The organism is Ferrimonas gelatinilytica (assembly GCF_039544205.1).
GTDB classification, from domain to species: Bacteria; Pseudomonadota; Gammaproteobacteria; order Enterobacterales; family Shewanellaceae; genus Ferrimonas; species Ferrimonas gelatinilytica.
The window spans coordinates 25051-46128 of record NZ_BAABLF010000013.1 but is presented as its reverse complement, the minus strand read 5'-3'; the positions used below and the strand labels follow the sequence as shown (position 1 = coordinate 46128).

17 protein-coding genes are annotated in these 21078 nt (G+C 60.3%); 13 read left to right on the top strand and 4 right to left on the bottom strand.

The annotated features are described in order from the left end of the window. Window positions 1-28 precede the first annotated feature (28 nt). Window positions 29-706, bottom strand: a complete 678-nt coding sequence (locus ABD997_RS10185) for a type 1 glutamine amidotransferase domain-containing protein (RefSeq protein ID WP_345316906.1) — start codon at window positions 704-706, stop codon at window positions 29-31. 272 nt (window positions 707-978) lie between these two features. Continuing rightward, window positions 979-2706: an IlvD/Edd family dehydratase gene (locus ABD997_RS10180; protein ID WP_345316905.1), complete on the bottom strand. Its 1728-nt coding sequence runs from the start codon at window positions 2704-2706 to the stop codon at window positions 979-981. A gap of 265 nt (window positions 2707-2971) precedes the next feature. Between ABD997_RS10180 and ABD997_RS10175 the strand changes: the two genes are divergently transcribed. The 6 genes from ABD997_RS10175 (at window position 2972) to ABD997_RS10150 (ending at window position 10801) form a co-directional block, all read left to right on the top strand. Beyond that, window positions 2972-3559: a 5-formyltetrahydrofolate cyclo-ligase gene (locus ABD997_RS10175; protein WP_345316904.1), complete on the top strand. Its 588-nt coding sequence runs from the start codon at window positions 2972-2974 to the stop codon at window positions 3557-3559. A gap of 354 nt (window positions 3560-3913) precedes the next feature. Next, window positions 3914-4105 carry a hypothetical protein gene (locus ABD997_RS10170; RefSeq protein WP_345316903.1) on the top strand — a complete coding sequence of 64 codons (192 nt, stop codon included), beginning with the start codon at window positions 3914-3916 and terminating at the stop codon, window positions 4103-4105. Window positions 4106-4214: 109 nt separating this feature from the next. After that, entirely contained in the window at window positions 4215-5552 is a 1338-nt protein-coding gene (locus ABD997_RS10165; RefSeq protein ID WP_345316902.1) for a metal-dependent hydrolase family protein, read from the top strand. A gap of 124 nt (window positions 5553-5676) precedes the next feature. Beyond that, window positions 5677-6999: a metal-dependent hydrolase family protein gene (locus ABD997_RS10160; RefSeq protein WP_345316901.1), complete on the top strand. Its 1323-nt coding sequence runs from the start codon at window positions 5677-5679 to the stop codon at window positions 6997-6999. Between the two features lie 335 nt (window positions 7000-7334). Continuing rightward, window positions 7335-8993 carry an amidohydrolase family protein gene (locus ABD997_RS10155; protein ID WP_345316900.1) on the top strand — a complete coding sequence of 553 codons (1659 nt, stop codon included), beginning with the start codon at window positions 7335-7337 and terminating at the stop codon, window positions 8991-8993. Between the two features lie 728 nt (window positions 8994-9721). Next, window positions 9722-10801: an AraC family transcriptional regulator gene (locus ABD997_RS10150; protein ID WP_345316899.1), complete on the top strand. Its 1080-nt coding sequence runs from the start codon at window positions 9722-9724 to the stop codon at window positions 10799-10801. Between the two features lie 44 nt (window positions 10802-10845). On the opposite strand, the gene ABD997_RS10145 is transcribed toward ABD997_RS10150, so the two are convergent. Next, window positions 10846-12000: a YyaL domain-containing protein gene (locus ABD997_RS10145; protein WP_345316898.1), complete on the bottom strand. Its 1155-nt coding sequence runs from the start codon at window positions 11998-12000 to the stop codon at window positions 10846-10848. Between the two features lie 277 nt (window positions 12001-12277). Between ABD997_RS10145 and ABD997_RS10140 the strand changes: the two genes are divergently transcribed. From ABD997_RS10140 to ABD997_RS10115, 6 genes are all read left to right on the top strand, one after another. Then, the gene (locus ABD997_RS10140; protein WP_345316897.1) at window positions 12278-12736 is read left to right on the top strand and encodes a MaoC family dehydratase; all 459 of its coding nucleotides are present in this window, start codon (window positions 12278-12280) and stop codon (window positions 12734-12736) included. Between the two features lie 197 nt (window positions 12737-12933). After that, window positions 12934-14148: a CaiB/BaiF CoA transferase family protein gene (locus ABD997_RS10135; protein WP_345316896.1), complete on the top strand. Its 1215-nt coding sequence runs from the start codon at window positions 12934-12936 to the stop codon at window positions 14146-14148. 34 nt (window positions 14149-14182) lie between these two features. Next, complete coding sequence (locus ABD997_RS10130; protein ID WP_345316895.1) at window positions 14183-14962, top strand: enoyl-CoA hydratase-related protein; 780 nt, start codon at window positions 14183-14185, stop codon at window positions 14960-14962. Between the two features lie 43 nt (window positions 14963-15005). Continuing rightward, window positions 15006-16328 (top strand): serine hydrolase domain-containing protein, encoded by a 1323-nt coding sequence (locus tag ABD997_RS10125; RefSeq protein WP_345316894.1) that lies wholly within the window; start codon window positions 15006-15008, stop codon window positions 16326-16328. 84 nt (window positions 16329-16412) lie between these two features. Then, on the top strand, window positions 16413-17168 hold the full coding sequence (locus ABD997_RS10120; protein ID WP_345316893.1) for an enoyl-CoA hydratase/isomerase family protein: 756 nt from the start codon (window positions 16413-16415) through the stop codon (window positions 17166-17168). Between the two features lie 137 nt (window positions 17169-17305). After that, window positions 17306-17614 (top strand): putative quinol monooxygenase, encoded by a 309-nt coding sequence (locus ABD997_RS10115; RefSeq protein ID WP_345316892.1) that lies wholly within the window; start codon window positions 17306-17308, stop codon window positions 17612-17614. A gap of 142 nt (window positions 17615-17756) precedes the next feature. On the opposite strand, the gene ABD997_RS10110 is transcribed toward ABD997_RS10115, so the two are convergent. Next, window positions 17757-19136, bottom strand: coding sequence for a GntP family permease (locus ABD997_RS10110; protein WP_345316891.1), 1380 nt, complete (start codon window positions 19134-19136; stop codon window positions 17757-17759). A 351-nt stretch (window positions 19137-19487) separates the two neighbouring features. Between ABD997_RS10110 and yfcC the strand changes: the two genes are divergently transcribed. After that, window positions 19488-21020 carry a putative basic amino acid antiporter YfcC gene (gene yfcC, locus ABD997_RS10105; RefSeq protein WP_345316890.1) on the top strand — a complete coding sequence of 511 codons (1533 nt, stop codon included), beginning with the start codon at window positions 19488-19490 and terminating at the stop codon, window positions 21018-21020. The last annotated feature ends 58 nt before the right edge of the window (window positions 21021-21078 follow it).

Here is a 21078-nt window from a genome sequence, read left to right as displayed (position 1 = left end):
GATCCCGACCCTTAGGATCCGGCCTGTTTTACTTGATCGCTTTGAGCAGGGCGTCGGCCACGGCGGCGGATGAAGCGGGATTTTGCCCGGTGATGAGCAAGCCATCCACAACCACCAACGGGTGCCAGTCCTCGCCCTTCTCGTAGGCGCCGCCGGACTGTTTCAGCTCATCTTCCAGCAGGTAGGGGACGACGTCGGTCAGGGCGACGGCGGCCTCTTCCGAGTTACTGAATCCTGTCACTCGCTTGCCTTTCACCAGGGGGGCACCGTTCTCATCCTTGGCCTTCAGCAGCACTGCGGGCGCATGGCACACCGCCGCCACCGGTTTGCCCGCACCGATGAACCCCTCGATCAGGCGGATGGAGTCCTCATTGCCGTGCAGGTCCCACAAGGGACCATGACCACCGGGATAGAAGACGGCATCAAAGTCCGCCACGTTCATCTCTGCCAACTTCTCCGTGTTCGCCAGCCTCTCCTGCGCAGCGCTGTCGTTTTCAAAGCGACGGGTGTCATCGGTTTGGAAATCCGGCGCACTGCTTTTCGGATCCAGCGGTGGCTGGCCGCCCTGGGGGGACGCCAGGGTCACGGACACGCCGGCGTCAACCAGACGGTAATAGGGACTGGCAAACTCCTCCAACCAGAAGCCCGTTTTCTCGCCGGTGTCACCCAGTTGGTCATGTGAGGTTAAAACGATCAATACCTTCATAAATCGGTTCCTTTTACGATTTCGTTTATTCACTGTGAAGTCCATCGCCGTGTGCCCTCGGGGCTCAGCATTGGGCCACTGTAGCAGTGCGCGCATCAAAGTTCAGTCCACTCAGGCGAGTCACCTTCAGATCTACCGGCTGGGTGTCTGCGAATAGGCGACCATGGCGAACAGGAGAAGAGCTGAGATCGCGCGGCTGCTATCGCCCGAGGGATAAAAAAGAGGGCGCCCATCGGCGCCCTCCTCTTTTTTGTTTCAACCTGTCCACGGGATCAGATCTTGCCGTGGATCTTCGGCTCCGGCGTTGGTGCCCGGCTGGAGAGAATGTCGAAGTCGCACCCCTCGTGGGCCTGATTCACGTTCTGGGAGAACAGCAGTCCCCAGCCGCGCTGGTAGTGGGGCGCCCGTGGCGTCCAATCCGCCTTGCGGGCCTCCAGCTCCCCGTCGCTGACACACAGGTGGATGGTGCGGTTGGGCACATCCAGTTCGATCTCGTCCCCCTCCCGCACCAGGGCCAGGGGGCCGCCGATCCAGGACTCCGGACTGACGTGCAGCACACAGGTGCCGAAGCTGGTGCCGCTCATGCGGGCGTCGCTGATCCGCACCATATCCCGCACGCCTTTCTCCGCCAGCACCTTGGGGATCGGGATCATACCGTTCTCCGCCATCCCGGGCCCCCCCTGGGGGCCGACGTTGCGCAGCACCAAAACGCTGTTTTCATCCACTTCGAGATCCGGCGAGTGGATACGGGCAGCCAGGTCATCGGCATCTTCGAAGATCACCACCCGGCCACGATGCTGCATTAGGTGCGCACTGGCTGCACTGGGCTTTATCACGCAGCCGTTGGGGGCCAGGTTGCCCTTGAGTACCGCCAGTGCCTCGGTGGCCACCGGGTTATCCAGGGAGCGGATGACGTCCTTGTCGACGACCCTGGCGCCCTGGATATTCTCACCCAGGGTGGTACCAGCCACGGTCATGCAGTCCAGGTGCAGGTGATCCGAAAGCTGGGTCATCAGCGCCGGCAGACCGCCAGCATCGGAGAACTCATGCATGATGTAGGTGCCGGAGGGCTGAACATTGGCCAGCACCGGGATCTGTCGGCCGATGGCATCGAAATCCTCCAGGCTGAAGGCACTCCCGGCGCGGCGAGCCAGGGCGATGAGGTGGATGGCGGCATTGGTGGAGCCGCCCAGGGCCACGCTGATCCGGGCCGCATTGATGATCGCCTGGTCGGTGAGGATATCGCTGGGCTTCACATCGTCCCACACCATCTGCACCACCCGGCGGCCAGCCGCGGCGGCCAACTGGTGGCCCCGGGAGTCCATCGCCGGAACCGAGGAGGCGCCGGGCAGTGACATCCCCATCGCCTCCGCCAGCGCCGTCATGGTGGAGGCGGTGCCCATCACGTTGCAGGTACCCGGAGAGCTCCAGATCTTCTGCTCCAGGGTCTGCCACTCATCCAGAGAGAGGTTGCCCGCCACCAGCTCCGGCGCCCAACGAAAGGCGCCGGTGCCGCTGCCGAAACGCTCGCCGCGGAAGGTCGCCCCCATGGTGAACCCGGCGGGACAGTAGATGGTGGGCAGATCCATGCTGATCGCCCCCATCAGCAGGGCCGGGGTGGTCTTGTCGCAGCCGCCGAGCAGGATCACCCCATCGATGGGGTGGCAGCGCAGCAGCTCTTCGGTTTCCATTGCCAGGAAGTTGCGGTAGAGCATGGAGGAGGGTTTGACGTAGCCCTCCCCCAGGGACATCGCCGGCAGCTCCACCGGGAAGCCCCCCGCCTGCCAGACGCCACGCTTGACCGACTCCGCCCGCTCCCGGAGGTGGGCATGGCAGGGGTTCATGTCGCTCCAGGTGTTGATGATGCCGATCATCGGACGGCCCTCGAACTCTTCCCGGCTGTAACCCGCCTGCAGCGCGTGGGCCGTGTGTTCCGTAGACTTGGGCCCGGAACCGAACCAGCGGCGACTGCGCAGGTCGTCGGCACTCTTCTTCGTCATCTCAACACCTATCTCGCTTATTTCCATCACGTTGGCAGGCAATATAGCGATAAATGAGGCGGTCAGACTGCCAGCAATCTTGCACTATCGGCGCTTTTCTGTGACAGGGCCCCTGACCCATCAGGGAGCAGGTCACCGACAGGCAGTGTGTTGCTTCGCGCCTCTGCCACCGGCGACCTCTCTTCGGCCTCGCCAACGGCACTCTTGCCTTTCCGCTGCCGGGGATTCACTCTTAACGCTTACGTTGTGCCGTCAAGGATCCGCTATGACCCCGAGCCGAGATGAGTTGCGCCAGCAGTTGCGCACCGCCCGCCGACAACTCAGTCACGACCAGCAGAAACACGCCGCCATCGCCCTGGCCAGCCACCTTCCGGATCACAGCCTGCTGCAGCACGCCAGCCAGGTGGCACTCTATATGGCCGCCGACGGGGAGATCGATCCCCACATCCTGGCGGAGGTGCTCTTCGCCCGCGGTAAGCAGATCGCCCTTCCTGTCATGCACCCGTTCAACGATCATCAGCTGCTGTTCCAGCGCTACGAGCCGGGCCAGCCTCTGCTCCCCAACCGATACGGCATTCCCGAACCACAGTTGGCCAAGCCGGAGCTGATCCCCCTGCAGGAGCTCGATGTGGTGCTGATGCCTTTGGTGGGTTTTGATGACAATGGCAATCGTCTGGGCATGGGCGGCGGCTTCTACGACCGAACCCTCGGCGGGGTCGAGGCGGATCTGCGCCCCACCCTGATAGGCCTGGCACACAGCTGCCAGCGGGTGGAGAAGCTGTATGCGGCCCACTGGGATGTGCCCCTGAACGGCATCGCCACCGAGCAGGGGCTGCACTGGGTGGAGCGCTAGGCAAACGACCTTCACGGAGTTCGTCTGAATCGCCGTTACCCCCAAAAATCGGGGCGCAAAGTACTCAGGGGCACAGTGGGATAGGTGCTTAGCTGTCCACACCTCGACCCCATACCCCGCCCGTGGCTTTCCTGTGCCCGGGAACAAGTTCCCTCCCTCACCACCGCTACGCCGTTCCCGACGCGCCCACTCTGATCGCGGCCAACGTACCCGCACAGGCGACGTCGCTCTCTGCCCGAAGTGACCCGTAACGAGCCAATCGGGTGGAGAAAGCCCGCCCCTGGTCACACCGTCGAAGCATCAAACCACCTTTATTACAAAAGATTATTTGCCACAGATAGGAGGCTGTTACCGATGTTTGCGAGCGCCAATCGGATGCCCCAATCCCAGGTCGGTAAACCCCTGGCGGCGGCTCCGGCACTGGCGTGGCCCCGCTATCACAATCCACCGATGACACCAGCGCAGATCGCCCACGAAACGATGGGCGCACTGACATCTCTCCCATCGGCAGGCACCGAGGTGGTGTGGTTCAGTAAAGGTAAATAACAGGAAGAGATGACGGCCCGCGTCATCGTAAAAAACCTCGGAGCATGATGCTCCCACCCAAAAATGGCGGCCTATCCTGTAAATACCTCCCTGACATCCGGAGCCGAACATGAAGAAACTCCTACACCTTCTTACTGGTTCACTTCTGGCACTCCTTATCGCTTCGCCTGCGGTGGCTGACGAGGTAGCAGCCAAGCCCAAAACCATCATCACCAATGTGAACGTCTTTGATGGCGTCAATGAAGCACTGATCAAAAACGCCAATGTCGTGATCACTGGAAACCTGATTTCCGCCGTCTCCACAGAAGCGGTGATCCTTGATGGCGCCACGGTGATTGATGGTGGCGGACGAACCCTGATCCCCGGATTAACCGATGTCCATTGGCACATGACCATGGCAGAGGTGCCGCAGATTACCATCCTGACCGGCGACGCCTATGAGATCGCGGCCAGGGCGGTGCCAACGGCTGAGCGCACCCTGATGCGGGGTTTCACCACCGTACGAGACATTGGTGGCAACAGCTTCGCCATCAAGAAATTGATCGATACCGGGGTGATCGTGGGCCCGCGTATGCTGGTGGCCGGGCCGCCCCTGAGCCAGACGGGGGGCCACTATGACTATCGGCTACCCCACGACATCCCGGCCGAGAGCTCACTGGATTACTGGGGCAGAACCGGCTTCTTCGTCGTCGCCGATGGCGTGCCTGAAGTGCGCAAACGCGCCCGCGAGGTGTTCCGTATGGGCGCCAGCCAGATCAAGATCGCAGCCGGTGGAGGCGTCGCCTCAGTCTTCGACCCACTCGATGTGCGCCAGTACTCTCTCGAGGAGATGAAAGCGATCGTTGATGTGGCCGAAAGTTACAACAGCTATGTCGCCGCCCACGTCTTTACCGACGAGGCGGTTCAGATGGCCGTAGAAGCGGGCATCAAGAGCATTGAACATGGCATGCTGCTCAGCAGCGACACCCTGAAATTGATGAAAAAGAACGGCGTTTGGTTAAGTACCCAGCCACTGGTGGACGATGAAGATCGCATGGTTTTTCCCAACCCGGAATCCACCAATAAGTGGTTGAAAGCCACAGCGGGAACGGAGAACGTCTACCAGCTTGCCAAGAAGATTGGCGTCAAAATCGCGTTCGGCACCGATGCCCTGATGGACCCGGCGATGGCCGACAAACAGGGTAAGTTGCTCAGTAAGCTGTCGCGCTGGTTTACCCCCTACGAAGCCCTGAAGATGGCCACCTCGGACAATGCGGAGATGATGGAGATGGCCGGGCCACGCCACCCCTACCGCGAGGGCCCGCTGGGAGAGATCACCGTGGGCGCCTACGCGGATTTGATTCTGGTCGATGGCAATCCGCTGGAAGATTTGAACCTGGTTGCGGACCCGGAAAACAACTTCGATCTGATCATGAAGGATGGGAAAATCTACAAAAACACGTTGTAACCAGCGGCTCCCCTTCTGCCATGAAGGGGAGCCGTTTCGATTTGGGTGTCTGGAGTGGTGTACCAATGGCGCCCAGGCTGACCAAATAAACTGACAGCTCAATACCAGAGACGAGGGAATGACAATGCTGATGAGAGTGTGCGCCTTAATACTGAGCCTGAGTGTCTCGGCCGTGTTTGCCCAAGACGCCCCGAGCAAGACCCTGTTTACCAATGTGCATGTGTTCGACGGTGTCCATGAGAAACGGATCGAGAACGCTAACGTTTTGATTGAAAACAACCTGATCGCCGCGGTCTCCTCCGAGCCTATCGACGCCGAGGGGGCCACCGTCATCGATGGCGGTGGCCGAACCATGATCCCGGGGTTGACGGATATGCACTGGCATATGGCGTTGGCGGAGCTCCCCATGACCTCAATCCTGTACGGGGACGCGTACGAAGTTGGGATCCGGATGACGCTCGCAGCACCCAAGACCCTGATGCGAGGTTTCACCACGGTTCGTGACATGGGTGGAAACGCCTTCAGCCTGAAGAAGCTGATCGACGCTGGTGTGGTCGTTGGACCGCGCATCCTCCCTGCGGGCCCGATGATCAGCCAGACCGGGGGCCATTTCGACTACCGACTGCCCAACCAGGTGCCGGAGCGGGCGGGCGTCATCGATTACTGGGGACGCGTCGGGATGAACGCCGTCGCCGATGGCGTTCCCGCGGTTCGACAGCGAGCTCGTGAGGCCTTCATGATGGGTGCTACCCAGGTCAAGATTGCCGGCGGCGGGGGCGTCGCATCCACCTATGATCCTATCGATGCCCGCCAATACTCCCTCGAAGAGATGAAAGCGATCGTCGATGTGGCCGAGAGCTACAACAGCTACGTCGGCGCCCATATCTTTACCGACGATGCGGTGCAGATGGCGGTGAAAGCGGGCGTAAAAAGTATCGAGCATGGCATGCTGATCAGCCGTGACACCCTCAAGATGATGAAGAAGAACGATGTTTGGCTGAGCATTCAGCCGATCCTGAACGACGAGGATGCCGAAGAGTTCCCCAATCCGGAGTCCAACCGCAAGTTTGTTGAGGTGACCAAGGGAACGGAAACCGTCTATGCGTCGGCCAAACAACTGGGGGTGAAGATCGCCTTCGGAACCGACCTGTTTATGAGTGCCGAAGCCGCCGCCAAGCAAGGCAAGATGCTGGCCAAGCTCAGCCGCTGGTTTACCCCCTACGAAGCCCTGAAGATGGCGACCTCGGACAATGCGGCATTGATGGAGCTATCAGGCCCGAGACACCCCTACCGTGAGGGGCCTTTGGGGGTGTTGAAAGCGGGCGCCTATGCCGACTTGATCCTGGTTGATGGCAATCCGCTGGAGGATTTAAACCTGGTTGCGGATCCCGAGAACAACTTCGACCTGATCATGAAGGACGGCAAGATCTACAAAAATACGCTCTAGTGCATGCTGCGGTTGCGGTTGCGGTTGCGGTTGCGGTTGCGGTTGCCACCATCGAAGCACAGCCGCCATGGCACTGAGGTGAAAGCTTGGAGGGCAAGGGTTTATGTACCCTTGCCCTCCATTTTTCATTTTTGGCCCGATGATGAGCACTGAGAACGGCGCTGACGCTGTGTTGTGATACGTCGATGACCGTAACCCGCCAGCGAGTCCGCTCGATACCTTGCGTTTAATGGCATTCAGGAAAACCGGTTAAACGCTGTTCTCGAGCCACTAAAAGGTTGTTACCTTGGGGGTCAGTTGAACGGAAATAACTGAAAAAAGGAAAGTGATACAGGATGAGCAAAATGAAATGGCAACGATTGGCCCCTAAACTCCTTGCCCCTGCGCTGTGGCTTGGACTGGCCTCTGCCACCGCCGCACAGGATTACGACCTGGTGATACTCAATGGCCGGGTGATGGACCCGGAAACCCAGTTCGATGCGCAACGCAACGTGGGGATCAAGGACGGTCGTATCGAGGTGATCACCGAAGAGGCAATCACCGGAGCCGATACCATCGACGCCGAGGGCCTGGTGGTAGCGCCCGGGTTCATCGACACCCACTGGCATGGGCTCGACGCCCTGGGCTTTAAGCTGGCCCTGAGGGACGGGGTCACAACGGCCATGGACCTGGAGCTGGGCGCGCTGAACGTGGACAAGTGGTATCAGGCCCGCGAAGGCAACCAGATGTTTAACTACGGCACCACGGCCAGCCACCACGCGGTGAGGCTGCTTGTACACGATGCCAAGGAGATGGCGGAGCAGACCGTTGTGGATCTCTCCGGCCCGCTGGATGTCCTCAACATGGCCCCGCTGATCGATGAAGCGGTCAAGGATGGGGTGCCCGGCCACTCCGTCACCCGAAGCTCTCGGGAAGAGGTGAACAGGATCACCGCCAGGCTCGACGAGGAGCTGCGCCAGGGTGCGCTGGGGGTCGGCTCAACCGTGGGCTACATGCGTACCGGCGTGACGACCTATGAACTGTTCCTGGTGCAGAAAGCCGCGGCAAACTACGGCCGCTTGAGCGCCTTCCACGCCCGTTTCTATCCCAGCGCCGTCACACCGGTTGAGCACCCTACGGGGTTTGATGAGGTGTTCTCCAACGCCTTTGCACTGCAGGCCCCGCTGCTCTACCAGCACAATGTGGATTATGGCTGGTACGAGATCGAGCAGAAGCTGGCTGCCGCCCGGGCTGCCGGGCTGAACATGTGGTCGGAGATGTACCCCTATATGGCCCTGGCTACATTCGCCTCGGCGGAATTCCTCCAACCGGAGCTCTACGAGGAGGGCGGAAACAAATACGGCAGCAGCCCGGATGAGGGTGGCATCTACGATCCCCAGCTCGATCGCTTCTACACCAAAGAGGAGTTTGTCGATGTCGCCAAGAATCAGCCGAGCCGCCTGGTGGTTGGATTCTTTGCCTACCGCAAACCCTGGATCATTGAATGGATCAAAACCCCGGGGATGACCGTCGCCTCCGATGGTAACTACAGCTTCAAGGGGCCACAGTCGCTCGATACCCCCTTCGAAGAGTACGAGGGGCATCCGCGCATCGCGGGCACCCGGGGCACCGTGCTTCGCATGGCCCGGGAGAACGACATCCCACTGATGGATGTCCTCGCCAACATGACCTACTACCCGGCCAAGCATCTCGGTGATGCGGGTGTGGCGTCGATGCAGGTCCGTGGCCGCCTCCAGGAGGGGATGGTTGCCGACGTGACCCTGTTTGACCCGGCCAAGGTGACAGACAACGCCACCTTCAAGGCCAAAGAGCAGGGCCTGCCGACCACCGGGATCCCCTACGTCGTGGTCAATGGCAAGGTTGCGTTACGCGACTCCGAGATCCAGGGGGTCTACGCCGGCCAGCCGATCCGTTACCCCGTCGAGGAGAAGGGACGCTTCACCCCCGTGAGCGAAAAGGAGTGGTTCAAGCAGTTCCCACCTGAGTTCCAGTAGCGACCAGCAACGTCCTCCACGGGCGCTTCAGTGCCGCCGCCACTTCGCGGCCGGCGGCACGCTTCCCCATCAAGCCTGGGCTGAAGCCCGCCGGACTGGCAGAGCCTCCACAGAGCAACCCACCGCCGGTCAACCCTTCTTCCAACTTCACCTGGCCCACCCTGAAACCCGCCATATCAAGGCCACTGTCTTGGTAAGCGGACTTTTTATAAGCCCGCAAAGTACCGGGAAAGAATTGCGCCGATGGCCGTATTTAATTAGGGTTTGGGGGCGGTGCTCCGGCGCCGGAAAGAAAAACACCGCAAGGGGTTAGGGAGCCACCCTCGGTGAGGCCGTCCAAGGTTCAACCGGATTGGGATCATCGTCCAGCGTCAAAGACCGGGGCCTCCTTCCTGCCTGTGACGTTTTGACCAAATGGAAAGTGAGAAAATGGATGTCAGTAAACCCCCGGGGCGCAACAAGCCCGCTTCCCTCTTTGGTTTTATCTCCAACTCCCCCTCCTGTCGTTACGGTGCGCCTGCCCGCCATGACACCCACGTCGCCGATGGCAGGCTGACCCACGCCCCTGCTTCGCCGGTCTGGAGTCGTATTGCCCGCGGACAACAATCCGCTTGCTTGCGTCGACGCCAACAAATTTCAGTCGACCCCGGCGGCGCGCTTTCACACCCAACTCATACTGCCCGATGTCGTTTTATCGCTGTCCTGCGAACCAAACAGGGGGAAGAGGAATGAACACGGAAACCTTGTTGGTGCGCAGCGCCATTCTCGGGGGCTTTGATGAACTGGTGCGGGAACTGGGCGGTGATCCCAAGCCCATGTATCGTAGCGTGGGCCTGACACCGGCCCTGATCGCGAACCCGGACCATATGGTGCCCTGCGCCACCGTCGCCGCCTTACTGAACATTGCGTCCCAGGAGCTGGAGAGCAGGGATTTCGGCCTGAGGCTGGGGGCACGGCGAAAAGTGTTTCAGCTGGGGTTGTTATGGCCGCTGGTTTCACACTGCCAAACCTTGGAGCAGGCGTTGCAGACCGCCACCCGACACCTGCGCCTGCACAACCGAGGGGTTCTGTGGCAACTGGATGTTGAAGGGGCCCACGCCGTGCTGACCCGCTCCGACCGATTGCCCAGCGATGTGCCGATCTTCCAGTGGGCGGTCTACAGTACCTGCGCTATGTTAGCGGGCATTAAAGCGCTGTGTGGTAAAAGTTGGCGCCCCTCCGCTGTTGGCTTCATTCACCCCGCTCCCGCCGACAGCCAGGCCTACGACCGCTTCTTTGGGGTCAAGGTGGAGTTCAACTGCGAATTCAATCGGATCTACTTCCCCGCTGCCGACCTGGCGGGCGATCTTGCCCAGCGTGATGGCAGCCTGTTTGGCCAGCTGAACAGGCAGATTCTGGCGATGGAGGATGAATATGAACGCCAGGAGGACTTCCGTTCAAGAGTTAAGCTATTGATTGAGCAGAGAATACACCGGGCTGACTGCAACAAGGCGGGACTTGCCGAGGTACTGTCGATGCACCCCAAAGCGTTACAAAGAGAGCTGAGCCGCCAAGGGGCGACCTTCCGAGAGTTGAAAGCCGAGGTTAGGCTGGATATGGCGGAGCGTTACCTGCAGGATTCAGAGCTTCCGTTGACCACGGTCGCCGACATACTGGGCTTTAGCGAGCTGAGCAGCTTTTCCCACGCATTCAAAACCCGCCACCGGCTTTCCCCCGCCGAATGGCGAAAAAGGGCAAAAGCGCAGATGGCGGGCACTTTGTTATCAGCGCCGGCGAGCGGTGGCTGCGTCACCGCAGGCCAGGATTAACACGCTCAGCCGGGCTGATGGGCACTTAGGGTCGAGGCCGGCAATTAGCTGGCCAGGCCCTTCTTCTCCAGGCAGTAGAGGGCTTCCATCAGGTAGAAGTCGCCCCAGATGGTTTCGTTTCTTTCCGCAACCTTCTTACGGCCATTCATACAGCCGTTCAACAGCATGCCCACAGGGCGCTCATCATTACCATCGATGGGCGTCAGGTGCTTGCACAGGTTGTCCAGCATCGGGTCGAGGCGATCGGTAAACGGCTTCACCTCCTCCGGCTGGGGATCCAGCACCGCAAGGCGCGCCAGTGCGGAGCAGACGATGGCCGAGGAAGAGGTATCCAGAGGCGCGTCCGGGTTCGGATCATTGAAGTCCCACTTCGGTACCTCTGCACCGACTCTGTCCCACCAGTAGTCAAACAGCTTTTTAGCCACTTTCAGGTAGTGGGTGTTGCGGGTGTGCTCATAGGCCCAGAAGCTGCCCGCGATTGCCCAGGCTTGACCACGGGTCCAGCAGGAGTCATCGGCGTACCCCAGCAGGGTGGGCAGTTCAGCAATCAGGTTGCCGGTTTCCCAGTCGAACATGATGTTTTCGATGGTGGAACCATCTTCACGGATGAAGTGCTCCTCCAACACCTTGTGCATACGCTCGGCACCCACTAGGAAGGTTTCGTCGCCGGTCTCTTTCCAGGCCCACCAATCCAGGATCAGGGGCGGGTGAACGTTATCGACGCAGATGGTGTTACGGGATAGGGCGCCCTTGGCCACATCGTCCGCGAACTCAACGGCACCCAACACCTGGCACTGGCTGCCTACCGGCATTGCGCCATTGCCCTTGTTAGCGCTGGAGCGCAGCGCCCAGGCGGCTGCCAGGGCCAGGGTACGCATGTTCTTGTCACCGGTGGCCTTGTACAGACGCGCTGCGGAGTAGGCAAAACGGTGGCCGCGGAACATGTCATCCAGCTCCAGCTTGTAGCGGATGGTTTCGGTGCGACGGAACGCTTCTTCAATCAGTTCAGGGCGGTCCAGCAACTCGCCGGTCATGCGCAGCATGTCAATCCAGTGCCCATCAACCCAATCCCCGGTGGGAACGGTATTCCACTTACCTGTTTCAGGATCCGCATTGTGCGCCCATGCGTCACCAATTTGTTCTCGGGTGCTCAGTACGCGCTGGCACAGCAGTTCCAGTGCTTTAGCTCTATCGGCCATGATTCGTCCTCCAGTTGACTGTTTCGACGTCGCATTATCACGCCAAAATTTGAGCCAGCGCTTGTTCCGAGGGGACATCTGTGAAGATTTGTTTAAGACCCTGTGTCAGGCTTGTCTGCTCATATCAAGCACGCTCGAATAAAGCGTTGGAATAATGCGCCTTCGTTCGACCGAACCGACGCTGAGAAGGACCTCGCCAAAGGCCAGTTCCAATCGCAGTCGGAGGGCGGTCCCGCGACCCACCAAGGTTGCATTCAGATAAGAAAAGGACAGACAGATGCAAGAGAAGGCGAAGTTTTTTGAAGATTTTGAGATCGGTGAAACCCGCACCACCGGTGCCCGAACCATCACAGAAACGGACATCGTGATGCACGCAATGCATTCCGGCGACTGGATGCCGCACCATACCGACGCCGAGTGGTGCAAAACACAACCCTTCAAAAAACCGATCGCTCATGGCAATGCGACCTTCAGCATCACGACCGGCCTCTGTCTGCAGGGCGAGCCGCTTAACCCCCACGGCATGTCCTACGGCTACGATAAAATACGCTTTCCAAACCCGGTTTTTGCGCAGGACACTATCAAGGTCAAGGTGACCATCATCGAGAAGAAGGATCACCCCAAACTCCCCACCCATGGGCTGATCACCGAAGAGAAGGTCACCACCAACCAGAACGACGAAGTCGTCTGTGTTGCCCACCACGTGCTGTTCGTGAAGAAGCGTAACGCCGAATAACCGCACCCCGGGGGGGAAATTCAAGGTACTCAGGTTTTCCAAGGCCCGGGCAGACAGTGCCGTAGCACGACGAGGAAGGACAACTTAACGTCTGCCATTAAGATGAGATGAACCTGTCCCCTCATAACAAGCGTGCCCGATGGCCGCGTGGAAATAATAGTGAATAGCTCAACCGAGCAGATTGGAGAGAGAAGAAAATGAAAGGAATTCTGGACGGCATTAGAGTCATTGAGGTCGCCTCCATGGCGGCGGCTCCGTCTGCAACTGTTATCCTCGCCGACCATGGGGCGGAGGTGATTAAGATCGAACCACTGACCGGCGATCTCTGGCGTTATGGGCACAAGGTGCACGGCATGCCGCCGAGTGACATCCCCTATACGACCTATATCCAGAACCGCACCAAGAAATCGGTTGCCCTGAACCTCAAGAAGCCCGAGGCCCAGGAAGCGCTGAACAAACTGGTGGCCACCGCGGACGTCTTCCTGACCAACTCACCGCGCAAGGTACAGGAGATGCTCAAGCACACCTACGAAGACATCAAGGCGATCAATCCGAAGATCGTCTTCGCCTGGATCAACGGATTCGGGCAGGTGGGCCCGGATAAGGATGCCCCCGGCTTCGACATGGGTGCCTTCTACGCCCGCAGCGGCATGATGGAGGAGATGCGTCCTAAGGGAGGGGATCCCATCCTGATGCCCGTGGGTGGCGGCGACATGGGGACGGCAACCTGCCTGTTCAGTGCCGTGATGGCCGGACTCTTCCACCGTGAACGCAGCGGTCAAGGCTCCATGGTCTCAACTTCCCTGATGCAGAACGGTGTCTGGGCCAACTCAAGCCTGATGCAGGCCGCCCTGGCCGGTGCTCCGCCGATGCAAAAGTTCCGTCGCACCGAGTGGCCCAATCCGGTCACCGGCGCTCTCTACAAGACCCGGGATGATCGTTACATCATCATCCTTGAGCTCAACCCCAGCAATATTGGTAACCTCTTCGACGCCCTGGGCCTCTCCCATCTCATGGAGGATGAGCGCTTTGCGACACCTCAGATGCGCGCCAAGAATAACCAGGCGCTGTTCGACGAGATGCAGCGGGCGATCGGTGAACATGATGTGACCGCCATCAAGGCGCGTCTGAGCAGCTTCGGCGTGAACTTCAGCGTCGCGCAAACCACCCATGAGTGTGTTGCTGACGAACAGATGGTCGCCAATGGCTGCTTCCCGGAGGTCGAAGGCACCGAGGGTTTGCGGACGATCGACAGCCCGATCCAGATCCAGGCTGAAGGGATCAGCAAGGTGAAACCGAAAAATCCGCCCGCCGTCGGCGAACATACCCTCTCGGAGCTGACAGCCCTGGGCTACAGCGAAGCCGATATCCAGGCGCTGGCCGAAGCCCAGGTTCTGGGTTTACCGCGCTAATCATCCGCACGCATTGATTTAAGGATACGTCGATATGAGTGAGTTCAAGTACGTACAAACGGAGCGCAGGGACAACGTCGGCATCGTGACCCTCGCCCGTCCCGAGGCGTTGAACGCGGTCAACGAGCAGGTGGCCCGGGAGCTTAGCGACGCGCTGATGGCCTTGGATGCCGACGACAGCATCGGCTGCATGATCTTGGCTGGTGGGGACAAGGCGTTCTGTGCCGGCGCGGACCTGAAGTGGATCGCGTCACAGGATTTCGAAAGCGCCTACCGGACCGACCTGGCCTCCTACATGGACAAGATAGCCCAGCTGCGCAAGCCGGTTATCGCTGCGGTAAGAGGCTTTGCTTTCGGTGCCGGCACCGAGATCTCGCTGATGTGCGACATCGTCATCGCCGATACCACCGCCAAGTTCGGGCTGCCCGAGGTTGGCCTGGGCGTCATTCCCGGTGCCGGGGGCCCGGCTCGTTTGACCCGAGCCATTGGGAAAGCCAAAGCGATGTATTACATCCTGACCGGCGACTCCATCAGCGCCGAGAAAGCCGAGCAACTCGGGATGATCACCTCGGTCGTCGAGGATAACCAGCACCTGGAGGTGGCGGTCCAGATCGCTAAGTCCATTGCCAACAAGCCTCGATTGTCGGTGCTGGCGGGCAAGGAGTCCGTGAACCAGCAGGCGGAAACCCCGCTGATCCCGGGACTGAAACTTGAACGCCGCCTCTTCCACGGACTGTTTGGCACCCCCGACCAACGTGAGGGCATGGCCGCCTTCGCCGAGAAGCGCAAACCCAACTTCAAGAAATACGATTAGGGATTCCTCCCTACCAAGGACCTATCAGAACATGGAGTCACTCATGCCGACCAAAGCCCTCTCAGGGAAAAAGGCGTACCAGTGCGGCCTGCTACTTGCCGGCGCACTATTTACCACGGCAACCGTGGCGCAGGATCGCACCCCGCTCGAGGAGTTCGTCAACGGATTCCCCATGGAGCTGGAGAAGAAGACGCGGGAAACCAGCTACGGTGAACTGTTCAGGGGTGGGGATATCTCCGCCTATTTCAGCTCCCGCGTGGCCGAGTTCATGAATACCGCAGTGCTGCCATCACGACAGCCCGTCATGCCACTTGGCCAGCGTCCCATGCCGGAAGTGGGCAAGGTGGAGGCGGAAACCGTGAACCACGGAAAGATGAGCCTCGACCGGTTCATGGCGCACGCCGACTCTTACATGCAGGGTTACCTTGTTATTCACAAGGGCGACATTGTTTACGAAAAATATCCCCGCATGCGTGCCGAAGATGCCCACCTCTGGATGTCCTGCGCGAAACCGACCGCCAGTCTGGTGATCGACCAGCTGATCAGTGAAGGCAGAATCGATGAAGACCTGCCTATCACCAAGTACATTACCGATTGGAAAGGGACCGACTGGGACCGCGTTTCCACCCGTGACGTGCTCGACATGGTCAGCGGTATGGACCTGAACGACACCGCGGAGTCCCGTTTCGACCCCGACAATATCGCGACCCGTGTGTACCAGGCTGAGTTCGCGTTCCCCCATCCGAAAACCGGCGAAGTCGAACTGCTGACCGACGTCCTCAAGAGTACCAAGGCAAGCGGCAAGCCCGGTGAAGCCTTTGAATACTCCTCTGCGCTGACCCAGGTACTGGTGGTGCTGGCCGAGGCGGTAGAGGGCGAGCGCTGGCACCAACTCTTCGATCGACGTGTCTGGTCCAAAATCGGTGCCGAAGGCCCCCTGCAACTGCACCTGACACCGGACGGCATCGCGGCCGCTCACGGCCTGGTCTCCAGCAACCTCAGGGATATGGCACGCTTTGGCATGTTGTACACCCCAAGCTGGAACAAGATCGCGGTTGAGCAGGTGGTTTCCGATGAGATCCTCAAGCGTACCCAGGAAGGGATCCGCGCCCGTGAGGTCTTTATGAACGGCGCAGGTACCCGCTTCACCCAATACCTCAACACGGACGACGCCGTAGGCCACAGCCGTCAATGGGATCTGGTCTGGGGCGATGGTGACTTCTGGAAAGGCGGCCTGATGGGTCAGGGGCTTTACGTCTCCCCCGCTCGGGATCTTGTCATCGTCTACTTCAGCCTCAACAACGATGACTACTCCTCCCACCGTTTTGTCCGCCCCATCGCAACCTCTGGCCTGTTCGATAAATAGAGCGCCGGCTTCTCAAGCGACGCAGTCACAGCTCCCCGCCATCGGCGGGGAGCTGTCAATGGAATAGACGAAAAAGGAAGCATCATGACTAAGGTCATCGTTGAAAAAGCCGGTGGCATCGTCCACGTCAGGATCAACCGTCCGGAAGTGATGAACGCCTGCGACGGTGAGACCTACAACGCCATCTCGGACGCGTGGGACGAGCTCGAAAACGACCCCAGCTTGCGGGTTGGGATCCTCAGCGGTGCGGGGCGTGCATTCTGCACCGGCACTGACATCAAGTGGGTCATGTCTCCCGACGCCGAAGGGTTCGTGGATCGCTTGTACCCCCGCCTTCTGACCATGACCAAACCCATCATTGCGGCCATCCAGGGCCACTGCAATGGCGGCGGCCTGGAGCAGGCATTGGGGGCCGATATCCGGGTTTCTACCGATGACGCGCAGTTCGGCCTGGGTGAGGCCCGGCTTGGCTGGATACCGGGCGGGCACGGAACCCAGCGGTTACCCCGTGTCATCCCGGTGGGCATCGCACTTGAGATGCTCTTTACCGGCAGCCGGATCGACGCCCGGGAAGCCCATCGCGTCGGGTTGGTCAACCATGTGGTTCCGGCGGACCAACTGCTGACCAAGTGCGAGCAGATCGCCGCCCAGATCGTCAAGAGTGCACCGCTGGCGGTACAGAAAATGAAGGCTGCTGTCATGCAGGGTCTCGATATGCCGCTGCCCGACGCCGTCAAACTGGAGAACGAGTATTTCCATTGGCTCATGCAGACCGAAGACGCCAAAGAGGGGGCCCGTGCCTTCGCCGAGAAGCGCGCGCCAAACTGGAAGGCTAAGTAGCCCGGGCGGCCACGCTTCGGGAGTGCCAAAACCCTCTGACATGGCCGCATGGCACAGCCATGTGAAATGCCAAGAGCCCGGAACGCGGCAAGTCAATCTTGCCCGGGCCACCATCCAACATACAAAAGGGAACAGGAATGATTCATATCGTCACCACCGTTGAGTTACTGCCAGGATGCCGGGAGAAGTTCCTGAATGCATTTAACGAAACCGTGCCCCAGGTCAAAGCCGAGCAGGGTTGCCTGGCCTACGCACCTATGGTGGACATCCCGTCGGGCCTACCCACCCAGGGAGCGCTGCGTCCCGACACCGTCACTGTGGTGGAAACCTGGGAGAGCATGGAGGCCCTTCATGCCCATGTAACAGCCCCGCACATGGCCAGTTTCCGCGAAGCAGCCAAAGCGTATGTCCGAAGCCTCAGCCACCAGGTTTTGCAGCCCGCCTAAGTCTCACCGCCTCTCCCGCTAACAGGGCTAAAGTTATCCGCCCCGACAGTTCAGGACACCCGGCACCCTCCGCCTCCGGACAGCCAAAACAAAACGGGCCGATGCGTTAACGCATCGGCCCGTTGTCGTCGATCGCTGTGACTTACAGCACCATGCTGGCCAGGGCGACGATCAGGAAGGCGATGCCCCCCAGCAGCGTTTCCATCACGGTCCAGGTCTTCAGGGTGGTCTTCTCATCCATCTGCAGGAAGCGGCTCACCAGCCAGAAACCGGAATCGTTGAAGTGGGAAAGTACGGTGGCGCCACCGGCGATGGCAATAACGATGAAGCAGAGGTCCAGCTGGCTCAAGCCGGTCATCGCCGCCACGGTCGGGGAGAGCAGGGCCGCCGTGGTGGTCAGGGCCACGGTCGCGGAGCCCTGGGCCACGCGCAGCAGGGTGGAGATGATGAAGGCCGCCAGGATGATCGGCATGCCGGTATCGGACAGTACGGACGCCAGGGCATCGCCGATGCCGCTAGCACGCAGGACACCACCGAACATGCCGCCGGCACCGGTTACTAGGATCACGGCGCAGATCGGCGCCAGGGCATCACCGCAGAGCTTCTCCAGGCGATCTTTGCCATGGGTGCGGGAGAAGTAGACCAGGCACACCAGCAAGGTGATCAACAGGGCCACCGGCGTCTTACCCAGCATGCGGGCCATCTCAACCCAGGTGGCGCCGCCATCGAGCATCCCCATCACAGTCAGGGTGTTGAGACCAGTATCCAGGAAGATCAGCAGGACCGGCAGCAGCAGGATCCCCAGCACCACGGCAAAGCTAGGTTTGTCTGCATCCGCCAGCGGGGTACGGTCGCCCATCTGGAAGGCGTTGGTGACCGGCAGTTGGAATCGCTTGCCCGCCCAGAGGCCGAACAGGTAGGCACCGAAATACCAGGTGGGGATCGCCACCAGCAAACCCACCACCAGCAGCAGCCCGATGTTGGCACCCAGCAGTTCGGCGGCGGCCACCGGACCCGGGTGCGGCGGTACGAAGCCGTGCATCACGGCGAAGGCACCGGCACTGGGCAGGGCGTACTTCAGCACGGAACCGCCAAAGCGGCTGGCCACGGTGAAGATGATCGGCAGCATCACCATCAGGCCGGCATCGAAGAAGATCGGGAAGCCGAACATCAGGGAGGCGATACCCAGCGCCATGGGGGCACGCTCTTTGCCAAACCGGTTAATCAGAGTATCCGCCAGCACCTGGGCACCGCCACTGACTTCGAGGATCACCCCGATCATGGCACCCAGGCCGACCAGCAGGGCAACGCCCGCCAGGGTCCCGCCGAGGCCGCCGAGCATGGTGGGGACCACCTGGTCATAGGCGACGCCGGTGGCCAGCGCAGTCAGCACACTCACCAGCGTCAGGGATACGAAGGCATGGATACGGAAACGCATAATGAACACCAGAAGCAGAACAATCGCTCCGGCGGCAATAGAGAGCAGGTAACCTACGTTCTCCGGGGTGGCGGACTCAGTCATAAAACACCTTATCTAGACACATAGAGGGTGGGTAACGCCTATCGCACCCACTCTGTTGCGGCGGGATGATACGGGTAACATCCTTTGCTGACCAGAGAGGTTGTGATAGAAAGTGACAGCACCGCCACAAAAGTGTGACCAGGATTCAAGTTTTCCCGCTTTGTTGAGCCCATAGGGTTTTCAGGACGAAAAACCCTGTGAAATGGCGTGAGTTTGAACCGCCCGTGACGTTAAACCTGTCGGCGGTAGCATCGCCGCCGTGAACCCGCAGAGGCGTGATTCAAATCACAGAAACCTCGACCAGGCCATTATGCAGAATATAAGAATAACTATTCGACCACGGGGTCTGTGATGAGCACCCAATCCAACCCTTCGCCCACTGCGGCGCCCGCCTCTCGCTGGCAGATGCCCGATACCCTCATCCTGATCTTTATGGTCGGGATCCTGGCCGCGGTGCTCACTTACCTGGTGCCCGCCGGCAGTTTCCAGAGCCAGGAGGTCAGCTACCTTGCCGACGGAGTCGAAAAGACCCGCACGGTGATCGATCCCGCCTCTTTCGCCTACGCCACCGATGAGAGTGGCGCCCTCCAGTACAACCGCATCGTCCTGTTCGAGGGCGGCGGTGGAGTGGGCCTGCTCAACTTCCCGTTCGAAGGGCTGGTGTCCGGCTCCAAGTGGGGCAGCGCCATCGGCGTGATCATGTTCATGCTGGTGATCGGCGGCGCCTTCGGTGTGGTGATGCGGACCGGCACCATCGACAACGGGATCCTGCGTCTTATCGACAAAACCCGGGGTAACGAGGCGCTGTTCATCCCGGTGATGTTCACCCTCTTCTCTCTCGGTGGCGCCGTATTCGGGATGGGTGAGGAAGCGGTGGCCTTCGCCATCATCATCCTGCCGCTGATGATCCGGCTCGGCTACGACGGCATCACTACCGTGATGGTGACCTACGTGGCCACCCAGGTAGGCTTCGCCGCCTCCTGGATGAACCCCTTCTCCGTAGCCATCGCCCAGGGCGTGGCAGGGGTGCCGGTGCTCTCCGGCGCCGGCGTGCGTATCCCCCTGTGGATCGGCTTCACCCTGGTGGGGATCGCCTTCACCATGCACTACGCCCGCAAGGTCAAGCTGGACCCCACCCGCTCCCACAGTTACCACAGCGATCAGGCGATGCGGGACCAACCGATGACAACCCTGGCAAACAGCCGCTGGAATCTGGGCGATAGCCTGGTGATGTTAACCGTGGTGGCGACCCTGGTCTGGGTGATCTGGGGAGTCGTGGCAAACGCCTGGTACATCCCGGAGATCGCCTCCCAATTCTTCACCATGGGTCTGGTGGCGGGGATCATCGGCGTCCTGTTCCGCCTCAACCAGATGACCATGAACGACGTCGCCGACGCCTTCAAAGAGGGGGCCGGGATCATGCTGCCAGCCGCCCTGCTGGTGGGGTGTGCCAAAGGGATCTTGCTGCTGCTGGGCGGCGGAGAGCCCGGGGAAGCGACCGTCCTCAACTCCCTGCTTAACAGTTCCGCCAATGCCATCGGTGAGATGCCCGAGGTCCTCTCCGCCTGGCTGATGCTGGTGTTCCAGTCGGTATTCAACTTTTTTGTCACCTCCGGCTCCGGCCAGGCGGCCCTCACCATGCCGCTGATGGCACCGCTGTCGGACCTCGTGGGCGTCAGCCGCCAGGTATCGGTACTGGCGTTCCAGCTTGGTGACGGCTTCACCAACGTGATCGTCCCCACCTCCGCCTCCCTGATGGCCACCTTGGGTGTCTGCCGGGTGGACTGGGGCGACTGGGCCCGCTTCGTCTGGCGTTTCGTCCTGCTGCTGATGGCGCTCTCCTCGGTAGCGGTAATCCTGGCGGAGCTGCTGGACTTCCAGTAAGCCCCTTGGTCTTAGCAACAAAACGGGAAATACTATAAAGCAGGCTCACCGCCGTGAT